At 46.6% G+C, this 10,894-nt stretch carries 8 protein-coding genes and 1 pseudogene; 3 read left to right on the forward strand and 6 right to left on the reverse strand.

All coding sequences use genetic code 11. From position 1 onward, the window contains the following. Positions 1-186: hypothetical protein (locus JUF21_RS11015; RefSeq protein ID WP_203664633.1), on the forward strand; the 186-nt coding region annotated here is incomplete at its 5' end. Between the two features lie 123 nt (positions 187-309). Further along, on the forward strand, positions 310-708 hold the full coding sequence (locus JUF21_RS11020; protein ID WP_008855217.1) for a pyridoxamine 5'-phosphate oxidase family protein: 399 nt from the start codon (positions 310-312) through the stop codon (positions 706-708). 105 nt (positions 709-813) lie between these two features. On the opposite strand, the gene JUF21_RS12165 is transcribed toward JUF21_RS11020, so the two are convergent. The 6 genes and pseudogenes from JUF21_RS12165 to prtP form a co-directional block, all read right to left on the reverse strand. Continuing rightward, positions 814-1,008, reverse strand: coding sequence for an IS3 family transposase (locus JUF21_RS12165; protein ID WP_374706453.1), 195 nt, complete (start codon positions 1,006-1,008; stop codon positions 814-816). 257 nt (positions 1,009-1,265) lie between these two features. Further along, positions 1,266-1,433 (reverse strand): transposase domain-containing protein, encoded by a 168-nt coding sequence (locus tag JUF21_RS11985; protein WP_239061454.1) that lies wholly within the window; start codon positions 1,431-1,433, stop codon positions 1,266-1,268. A 24-nt stretch (positions 1,434-1,457) separates the two neighbouring features. Continuing rightward, a pseudogene (locus JUF21_RS11030) lies at positions 1,458-2,861 on the reverse strand (IS66 family transposase); the annotation flags it as partial. Further along, positions 2,812-3,204 carry an IS66 family insertion sequence element accessory protein TnpB gene (gene tnpB / locus JUF21_RS11035; RefSeq protein WP_203632843.1) on the reverse strand — a complete coding sequence of 131 codons (393 nt, stop codon included), beginning with the start codon at positions 3,202-3,204 and terminating at the stop codon, positions 2,812-2,814. The pseudogene JUF21_RS11030 and the gene tnpB, both read right to left, overlap by 50 nt. Then, positions 3,194-3,379 carry a hypothetical protein gene (locus JUF21_RS11040; protein ID WP_016379155.1) on the reverse strand — a complete coding sequence of 62 codons (186 nt, stop codon included), beginning with the start codon at positions 3,377-3,379 and terminating at the stop codon, positions 3,194-3,196. The genes tnpB and JUF21_RS11040 overlap by 11 nt, the downstream gene beginning before the upstream one ends. Positions 3,380-3,658: 279 nt before the next feature. Then, a complete protein-coding gene (gene prtP, locus JUF21_RS11045) occupies positions 3,659-9,367 on the reverse strand; it encodes a PII-type proteinase (protein WP_203664640.1) in 5,709 nt (1,902 codons plus the stop codon). A 289-nt stretch (positions 9,368-9,656) separates the two neighbouring features. Between prtP and JUF21_RS11050 the strand changes: the two genes are divergently transcribed. Then, positions 9,657-10,556: a peptidylprolyl isomerase PrsA gene (locus JUF21_RS11050; protein ID WP_203664642.1), complete on the forward strand. Its 900-nt coding sequence runs from the start codon at positions 9,657-9,659 to the stop codon at positions 10,554-10,556. Positions 10,557-10,894: the final 338 nt, after the last annotated feature.

The raw sequence follows: 10,894 nt of genomic DNA on the forward strand, positions 1-10,894 counted from the left end.
GGTTATCATCCAGATCAGAAACAGTGTGATCCTCTGTATCAAGGCCAACATTGCCTAGCATACAAGCAACTAAGTCCCGTTGCACTCACAATGCCCATCTATCCTGAGTATGACCAAGGATATAAACACGTTTGCCTAACTAATCTAAAAAGCAAAAGGATCTTGTTAGCCTTTCAGCAATCCTAGTCTGCGGTGTTCATCTGGGGACATAGGATTGACAAAATAGGATATTGACAAAACAGAATATCGGCAATATACTTACTAAAAGTAACTGGAAAGCGTAATGTCGTGTTGATCGGAGAAAATTAAATGGTAAATCTTACAGAAGAAATGAAGAATATGTTAAAGAGTCAGCTCCCCTTCCTAGCAACAACAGGAATAGATGGCAAACCTCAAGTTGGTCCCAAGGGCTCACTACATGTCTTAGATGACTCACATTTAATCTACTTTGAGCATACCTTCAGGCAAGCCTATGATAATCTCTCGAGCAACCATTTGGCAGCGGTTGCGGTTGCTGATAGAGGAGCTCAACAGGGATTTCGCTTTGAGGGAACGGCTCATATTCATGAAACAGATGATTTTGCTAATCATATTTTAGATCAAACTAACATTTTTGACCGTTTCCCACGCGCTGGCGTAGTGGTCATTGATGTTGAACGAATCTATAAATTGGATAACACCTTAGAGGCTGGCATTCAAATCGCCTAGGGTTTTTAAAACAAATTCAACCGAGTAAGTCGAAGAACTTTTTAGTGTCCAAACTCATACAGTGTTTATTTCATGTCATTCAGTATTCATTAGCAAGCAGTTTTGTTATACTTTGTTTAGAAGTTCCTTCATGAGCCGGGAAATCCGTCGTGGACTGCACCGAAGCTGCAGTGGTTGAAGTTCCAGATTCAATTCATGGTGGATTTTCATAACACCGTATCGCTGCTTAAATTCCGCAAAGATCCGCAGAATCCGTTGTTTCAAGTGAAGGCGGCCACCGGATGTTGCCACTCGTGCCATAGATGTTGCCACCGAGTGCCGCCCAAGTTACCACCTTCTGCCAAGCAAGTTACCATTCATAAATTAAAGAGCCTCCGATATACTATGATTACGCGGTATGTAACCGCGTACATAAAATATATTGGAGGTTTTTGTTATGGCTATTCATTATCGCCGGATTCTAGAACTCGCGCAAGATCGTAAGCACCCAATAACCGACCGCCTTGCAAACTAAGAAGGGGCGTAATCCGCATTCTCGGATTACGCCCCTTCGTTGTTCAAGCAATCTCTTGTTTTGATGGCTTCAGATACTGATTCCAAGGTAAATAAGACTCAGCTTGTTCTCTCGTAGGAGAAGTGGGAAGCTGCGACAGCTCGTGCAGAAGACGTTCGATGTAAGTTCTTGGATCCAGTCCGTTGGCCTTTGCGGTCTCAACAATCGTCATCCAGATGGCGTTGGCCTCGGCACCCTTTGGGCTGGTGGCGAACAGCCAGTTCTTTCGCCCAATCACGAAGGACTTCATGTTCCGCTCTGATGCATTGTTGCTCAAATCAATCTCGCCAAACTCCAAGACTCGATTGAGCATGCGCCGCTGATTCAAAGCGTAGGTCAGGGCGATGCCCAGTCGCGATTTCGGCGCCGGCGCGGCCTGATCACACCAAGCCCAGAACTGATCAATCAGAGGCTTTAGTTTCGCCAGTCAACATTTCAGGCGCTCGGCCGGTGATAAGAGCGCCCATTGTGTCTCAAGGTGGAACATCTGGTTGAGCAGCTCTAGCGGTTTCGCGCTGGTAAATTTGCCTTTGACCTTCGCTGCGTCGTCGTAGAATTTACGCCGAACATGCGCCCAACAACCAACACGGATGACGCTGTCGCCAAGAAGATTATATCCGGCATAGCCATCACACTGCAGGACCCCAGTATAGCCTGAGTATATTCGCTGCGCGAACTTACCAGAGCGGGTGTTGCCATAAGCGTAGTAGACGACCTGCTGGTCGGCAAGGCGAATGCTGCGTTCTACCCAAATGTACGATTTACTCTTGGCTGACTTGCCCGGTTCTCTCAGCACTTGGAACGGTGTTTCATCGCCTTGCAGGAACCGCTCTGACAGGAGGTACTCGTGCATCAGGTCATAGACTGGTCTGACGATTTCTGCCGCGTTGATTACCCAGTTTGTCATGGTCGTCTCACTGAGTAGAAGACCCGCTCGGCGCCATTCTAATATCTGACGATAAAGCGGCGTACCCAGCGCGTATTTCTGGTAGAGTAACTCAGCGACTAGCGACGAGGTCGCGAGACTGTGCGGGAACAACGCCTGCGGCGCTTGTCCTTGATACAGGTGACTCACACCATCCTCAAGCTCACATTCCGGACACTTATATGTCTCTTCAAAGAGACGCTCAACATACAATCTGCCTGGTATGTGGTGGACCACTTCGCGCACGAGATGCTTGCCAACTTTAGTCAGTTGATGACCATGATCGCACAACTCACTTTCTCGAGTGATCACGGTTTCCTCGATGGGCAATTTTGGATCGATTGATTCACCGCGACTGCTTTTCGGCTTGCGCTTAGCTTTTACTACGACTATTTCTTCGCTTTGTTGCCCAGTCTGCTCTGGGTCGGTAAAAACACTGTTATCTCCCAGAAGAGACAACTGATTAGGATCGGTCATCTTTTCTGAATGGGAGCCGTAGAGTTTCCGATTTAAATAAGCGACCTGCTCGGTGAGCGTCTGAACTTGTTTCATGAGTTTCCGATTTTGCTCGAGTGCCTGTTTGAGCAGATCTTCTGTCGTAATGGCCATGGGCGTAGCCCTCATTTCATTGATGTTGGGTCGAGTGTACCACTGGTACGGCGGGCTTTCTACCATTATTTCGTGGGCAAAATTGGTTTACCGTCGACTCCAGTCCCCAACCAGATAAAAGACGCTCCAATTGCTTAGCGTGGAGTTTCTTAACCTCATTTTGGTTCGTCGGCCACTGTAGCCGGCCGTCCTCAATTCGCTTGTAGAGCAGGATAAAACCATCGCCGGCCCAATATAGGGCTTTGAAACGATCCTTGCGGGTCCCGCAAAATAGAAACAACGCGCGACTGTACGGATCAAGTTGATATTCATCTTGGATAACTCCAGCCAGGCCTTCAATACCACGACGCAAGTCGGTCTTACCGCAAATCAAATAAATGCCGCTGAGTTTGTGGATATCAATGAGCATTAGCGAACACCGCCTTCATCAAGGCATCCAGGATATAGCCCTGGATATGGTTATAGACTACGACGGTTTTGTTGGTGTCGATCTTAACTTGGAAGGCCTTGGTGGCAGTGCTCAGTTGCGCCCGTCGCTGGTCATCCTCTAATTTGATCCGAACAATCTCAGGTTTCTCATCCATAAAATTACCTCACCAATTTAGATTTGATGAGGCAATCATACTGCCCGGCAAGGGGCAATCAAAGCCGGTCTGTTATTGGGTGCTTACTGATGAGGCAATCATATCGCCCAGAAGCTGGCATTCATATCCGGTCTGTTATTAGGTGCTTACATTTATTCTTCAACACCAGTTGACGCAGAGCCTAAAAAGCAGCAACCTGCCATGGCTTCAAAGCCATGATAGGTTGCTGCTTTTCTTTTTGTCGATACGCTGCTGCCCTAAACGCGACGCATGAACAGGCTATTCTTCACGTTGTTTCCGTTTCAATCCTAATACCCCCATCAGACTGACCACAATGACACCCAAGAAGCCAAACGCCGGCGGCTCAGTTGTCTCTGCTGTCTTGGGTAATGCCCCCTTACCGGATGTATGTTGACCATTACGATCAGTCGTATCATCCGTGCTCGTTGACGTCGTTGTGGCTGGCTTTGTTGGGATATTACCGCCAGAACTAGGCTGGCTGCCCTCATCGCCTTTGTCCTTACCTGTGTCGCCTGGAGCGGGCGCCGGGGTACCTTGACCGCCGCCTTTGTCGCTAGTACCGGTTGTATCGTCGCCTTTATCAGCCGTCTTGGCCGCTTCAACGGCAGCTGCCACCTTCGTTTTCAGACTTTGCAAAGCTTGTAAATGTGCAAGCTTGTCAGACGCATCAGCACTGGCTTGACCAGACGTCAATGTGTCAGCAATGTCGGCATACCAAGTTTTGCCAGTTGCAGCATCTTTAGCATTGCCAACCTCAACCGGTGTTGCCGCTTTAATACCCTCCGCAAGTTTTGCTAATACTGCATCAAGTACCTTAGCAAGACTCGCTTGAAGCTGGTCGGCCGTTTGCGTGCCTGCTTGAGCTTGTGCCACTAGGTCGTCTAACGCTGCCGTAAATGTTTTGCCAGTGCTTGGATCAGTTTGATTGCCCAAGTCCGTTCCCAGCGCAGCCTTCACAGATTGCAACTGGTTAAGCAGCGAAGTCTTCTTATCTGCAGGTAATTTGGCAGCTAATTGATTGATCGCAGTTTGCAGGTCTCGATTGGCACCAGTAAGTGAATCAACTGAGGCGTCCGTCTGATCAAGCGCCGTTTGTGCCTTCTGCGTTGCCGCTGCTAAAGCTGTCGTTGTGGCATCATCATACTTACCGCTGGCACTTAGCGTTTTGGCGGAAGCAATCAGATTAGTCAGTGCCTGCTTAGCTGCCTGCAATTGTGCAGGATCATCAGTCTTGATATTGGTCACAACATAGTCGACGGCTGGTGATTCATTACCGTATAAATCAGTCGACTTAAACTTGAAGGTGCCATTTGCCGTGACCGTGACACCGGCTGCCGGCACATCCTGATATGTCTTGCCACCATCAGCACTATACTGAACCGTTTCACCCGTTGCGGCAGCGTTTGCCGTCAGAGTCACCGTTTTGGCTGGTTCAGTGGTACTTGGCGTCACAGTTGGTGCTGCCAGTGTTTTCTTTGGTTCGTAGTAAACTGTGATCTTCTTGGTCGTGGTGTTGTTTTCACTATCTGTAACAGCAACAGTCAGCACGTTTTTGCCTTCGAGCAATTTAACGGGCTGATCAATAGCCATATGACCCGGTTTGCCGCTATTGATGTTGATGTCTGCGTATTGGCTGGCGACATGACTGCCGTTAATTGCCAGACTCAGATATTGTGCATTGTCAGTGGCCGTTCCAGTAATCTGGAAGTTCGGATCGTTGGTATAAACCGGTGCATCTGTCGAGCTGTCCAATGACAATGTTGGCGCCACTGCATCCAAAATGAAGGTCAACGCTTCTTGGAAGGTCTTGTTTTGAGTGGTGTCACCCACAACAACCCCAAACGGTTTTTGTCCAAGAGTACCTAAATCTAAAGTGAAACTGAAAGTCAGATCATCCTTGATTGGAATTTGCTTACCATCAACCTGCAACGTTGTCGTTGGGTGCTTGACCTTACCAGTAATCGTCGCAATCCCAGTCTTAGGGTCATAGAACTTAGCCGAGGTGGCATTGAATTCATTGGCACCAAATGTCACACCTTGATCGAACGTCACAGCATCCTTCAACACATCAGGATCATAAGACGAGGTAATCGTCTTTTGCTCCGTCGTGGTGTTGCCGTCTTCGTCGGTGGCGGTCACCTTGATGGTATTGCCACCATAATTAACCGGTACATCAACACTAAAGTGATGTTGTGCATCAAGTGCTACTACGGTGTCGCCAACATTAACTGTCTTGGTGTCAGCACTAACCGTCCCTGTAACCTTGATGGTCGCTTCGGATGTCTGATCCGAGCCATTGTTGAATTTCAAATCAGTAAAGGTTGGCGCCGTCAGCCGAACTTTGGTGTCAAAATGTTTAAGCAACTGGGTGTGCGCCTTATCGGCATATAGATCCACTTGCGCGGCGTAATCAGCATTCGTGACCGCCATTGAGGCAGTGAAACTGTTAGTCGCAGCATCGTAGGTTGTGTGCAAATCATGTTTCTTTCCTTGTGCATCAGTGTAAGTACCGTCAACCGCTGCTGGATACGTTCCACTAAACGTATACGTCCCGCCACCTTGAGTATTGGCTTCGTAGCCAGTTGTGGTACTTGAGATCTTGTCTGGGATACCGCCGCCGTTCACAATTAAATCAAACGATGTAGACCCCGGCTTCTGAACGCTGGCATCTTGATCAGTGGCATTGGATGCATTATCAGTCAAGTACAGCTCAGCCGAATTGTCGCCATTGCCAAGTGCTTGGGCCTGTTCATCAGATAATGGCGTTTCAATTTTGGTGTACCCATCAGCCGTTGTCCCAGCATCGGTAAAGGTAGCATCAAGATTCGTCACTTCATTAATTGCAGTTTTAACGCTCTTGGTGGCATCAAGACCACTCAAATCATCCTTGGCTTCAGCTGTCAAATAATACTGGGTTTTCCCATTTTCCGTTTTGGCTGACAAAGCGACATGACGAACTGTCGGCGCCTTAGAGTCGAGCTTGAAAGGCACATCAAACACTTGACGTTTGTCGCCGCCTTCCGGTACACCGGAAATACGGTAAGTATAACTGCCATCATCAGCCGTCTTGATGTTGCCATCACGTTGATCATAATAGGTACCATCCCACGCTGGAGCATTGTAGTAGATGTAATGATGCGAATGAGCATCATAATAAGTCTTCGTCTGATTGGTGGAACTGCTGAGAGTCGTAACTTTATTGCCCTGACCATCAAGAATATCAACTTGGATGTTGCTGATATTGCGCAATAGATAATACTGCATGCTGATGTCATTGTATAAGGCATTCTTGTCACTCGAAAAAGCAATCGCCTGATCGTCAACTGTCTGTTTGCCATCAGCGTCTGTGACCATGCCGCCATAATATTGATTGCCTGTATTTTTGTTCGTCAATAGTGGCACGGTGCCATAATTACCACCAGCAGGACTATAAGTGATCCCATTGAGACTATCGACAATCTTACCGTCATTCCAGTCACCAAAAAAGCCCATGTATGGCAAGTTCAAGCGCGAACCATCGCTACCCTTAAAGTTCAGAAAACCTTCAACAAATTGCTGTTGGTCAAAAGACTTCGGCAAAGATAGTGTGAATTCAATCTGCGCCGTTTTCCCAGCAGGCACAGTTATGTCACTGCCGGCTTTAATGGCTGCTCCATCAATCTTCTTGTCATACAAAACCCCAGAATCAGGGTCAGTCGCTGATGTATAAACGGCATTAGTATCCGTATTACTGTCCATTTGATAGGTTAGTTCATGGGTCGTGCGGTTCGTGAAGGTCAGTTTAAAGGTCTTGTCCGTACTCGTGAAGTCTTTCAATTCAACTGCCGGGTAGCCGTTTTCGGCGACAACCGTTGACGGATTCTTTTCTAATGCATCAATGGCTGCCTTCACATCAACAAGACCGGCCCCTTGCCGCCGCGGCGATACGATAACATTATTGTAGTTAATATCGTTGATTGGCTGGGCAGTATTCATCTCAACTGTCTTAAGAAAATCGGTGAGCGCTGTCCCTTTAAGTTGTTTGTAGTCAGCATAAAATGGGTTGTTTTTGTTATTCAACGCTTGTTTCAACAATGCTTGTGAACCGGCAATAAATGGCGAGGCCATTGACGTACCAGACATATTAGTGTAGCCATTGTTGTTTTGCGTTGACCAGATGTTGCCGCCTGGTGCGGTAATATCTGGTTTGAAGGAAAGATTGGAAACTGGCCCATAGGATGTGAAGTCAGACATCTTGTCTTCAGTATATTTCTGATTTGGTAACAGCGTCAGGGCAATCTTGACACCGAGACTATCATCCGGGTGTGCTGTGACCCAGTCAACCAGCTTTTGACCGGTTACACTGGAGAGCCCAAATGTTGGGAAGGTGGTGGTTAACGCAATAGAAGTCAACGGTGTTGCTGTGCCATCGTTGTTGACAATGATCAAGCCAGCAGCACCAGCGGCTTGGGCGTATTTTTGTTTGTCAGCAAAGGTAAGTTCGCCACGTTTAACGATGGCAATTTTGCCTTTAGCGTCAGCAGTATAGTCGGCTGCTGCCCCTTTGCTGAGGTTGCCACTAGCATCTTTGACAACATAAAACTTCTTTTGGTCAAAGCTACCAGTGAAATCGTTGCTTGAAAGCTGAATGGTTTCCGGTCCAAGCTGTAAACCTGTGGCATCTGTAATGGTCACTGCCTGACTGATGACATCCGTGTTTTCAGCGGAAGCAACTGTGGTCGCTCCTCGTGATGTCCCTGGCGTTCCCACCATTTCATTGTCTTGCAAACCGTAATAATCTTTGTTGACGCCTTGAGTTGCTGAACCGGAAGTTCCTGAGTTCCCAGCAGAAATGACGGCGGCTGTTCCTGATTCGTTAGCATTTTGCACCGCAGCAATTTCTGGATCCTCCAAGGTTTGGTTGCCTGAATCAGATCCTAAGGACATGTTGAGGACATCGGCACCGATTTTTGCCGAGTCTTCAATGGCAGAAACCAAGGTAGCTGACCCGGTTGTTGCAGAAGTGTCAGAGTTGGTGAAAACTTTCATTGCCAGTAGCTGTGCTTCTGGCGCAACTCCGACAACAGACTTGGTTGGATCGTCACCTGTCCCGTTAGCACCGATGATCCCAGCAACATGCATGCCGTGTTGTTCGTCAACCGTATCATCTGTAATGGTGTCGTTATTATCAGCGTAGTTAAACCCATATGGTACTTTTGAAGTAAAATAGCGGCCATGCTTGGCGGTATCAGTGAATTTTGCAACATCAGATTTGGTTAGTTTAACGTCTTTATCATCGCTTAGCCGCATGTCTTTATGTGTTGGATCAATGCCAGTGTCAATAACCGCGACCACTGTGCCTTCACCTTTATATTTGTAATTGGACCATACGGCTTGCACATTCGCCATCGAGTTTGCCTTAGCATCAGTCGGATAATAAACTTTCGCCAATGTGACTGTTTTAACTCCGGCAATTTGTTTCAGTTTAGGGATATCAACAACCCTAACTTTAGTTGAAAAGCCGTTAACGACATAGCCATAACTTTCACCGGCAGTTTGTTGGGTGACTTGTTCAACAGCTGCCTTAACGCTTGCCTGAGCCGCGATCACTTTATTGGTCTCCTGCTGAATCTCCGCCGTGCTGGAGTAATCAGTTCTTAAAGTGCCGTTTTCAGAGGCAGGCGCTGCGCTCATTTGAACAATGACGTCAACATAAATATCTTGCTGCTGAACTTTATTCAGCTTATTGTAATCAATACCTTTAGCCGCCAACTGTGTAGCAATCGCTTGATTCGTTGTCGCTGTGGTTGTGTCAGTGGCCGCTTGCTTAGCAGTCGCGGCTTTAACCGTATTTGCGAGTGATGATCCCTTAGTTTGCTGCGAGATAGCCGCCTTTGCTTGGATTTCGCCGACTGGCAAGACAGCCAGCGCCCCTAAAGCGACTGTACCGGCTAACAAGATCGATAGCCCTTTCTTTTTCCTTTGCATCCAATACCCTCCACTTCCCAAAAGATTCAGAACCAAATCAAACCCACGCTTGATGTAGTTAAGATTATATACTCTCGAAGAACCAGATTCAACGGAAATTTTAACCTTTTATTAATGTTGCTATCTGTAAATTAACCTTTAGCGTTGTTATTTAGCCGTTTACAGACTATAGATGTTTTGAAATTTTTAGCATTATTAGAAAATGAGTATTTGCATTGAAATTCTCAATTGCCAACGCTAGAATAAATACACAACGTTTACTGTAAGCATTTCAGAGGAGACCGAGTCGATGAAGAAAAAAATGCGCCTTAAAGTATTATTGGCAAGTACCGCAACTGCTTTACTGCTGCTAAGCGGTTGTCAGTCAAATCAGGCCGACCAAACAGTTGCGACCTATTCAGGTGGCAAGGTAACTGAAAGTAGCTTCTACAAGGAACTCAAACAGTCACCAACGACAAAGACCATGCTTGCTAACTTGCTCATTTATCGTGCATTGAATCATGCCTATGGAAAATCGGTTAGCACTAAAACAGTTAATGACACCTATGATAGCTACAAACAACAATACGGCGAAAATTTCGATGCTTTCTTAAGTCAAAACGGTTTCAGTCGCAGTAGCTTCAAGGAAAGCCTACGAACCAACTTTTTAAGTGAAGTTGCACTGAAAAAGTTAAAAAAGGTTTCTGAAAGCCAGCTCAAGGCCGCTTGGAAGACCTATCAGCCCAAAGTGACTGTCCAGCATATTCTAACTAGCGATGAGGACACTGCTAAGCAAGTTATCAGTGATTTAGCAGCTGGCAAGGATTTTGCCACGCTTGCGAAAACTGATTCCATTGATACTGCGACTAAAGATAACGGCGGGAAGATTAGTTTTGAATCAAACAATAAAACGCTCGATGCCACATTTAAGGATGCTGCCTACAAATTAAAAAATGGTGACTACACGCAGGCACCAGTCAAAGTGACAGACGGGTATGAAGTTATTAAAATGATTAACCATCCCGCCAAAGGCACCTTTACTAGCAGTAAAAAGGCGCTAACTGCCAGCGTTTACGCTAAATGGTCTCGCGATTCAAGCATCATGCAACGCGTTATCAGTCAGGTATTGAAGAACCAGCATGTGACGATTAAAGACAAGGATCTTGCGGATGCGCTAGATAGTTATAAGAAGCTTGCGACAACGAATTAAGGCTTAACCGAGTAAGATGAAATAACAGCCAGTTCTTTTAGAAATTGGACATCAACGGGGTTGTGACATAACTCCACAATAAGACGCCACCTGAGGAAAATCTTCGGATTTTCGTCGGGTGGCGTTTTCGGTATAATATTAAAAAAAGAGTACCCCAGTTTACAATTCAAGTGCAACACTTTAGCGACTAGATCAAAAAGGCCATGAAGACCTATTCTTGTTAGTGCAACCAGACAAGAAAGCAGGAATCTTTATGACCCGCTCTCAGATTAACACTCACAAGCACTACCAACAACTCAGTCTTAGCGACCGTGCTACAATTCAGGCCCTTCGGGCTA

Origin of the sequence: Lacticaseibacillus sp. 53-4 (genome assembly GCF_016861805.1) — a bacterium.
Classification (GTDB): domain Bacteria; phylum Bacillota; class Bacilli; order Lactobacillales; family Lactobacillaceae; genus Lacticaseibacillus.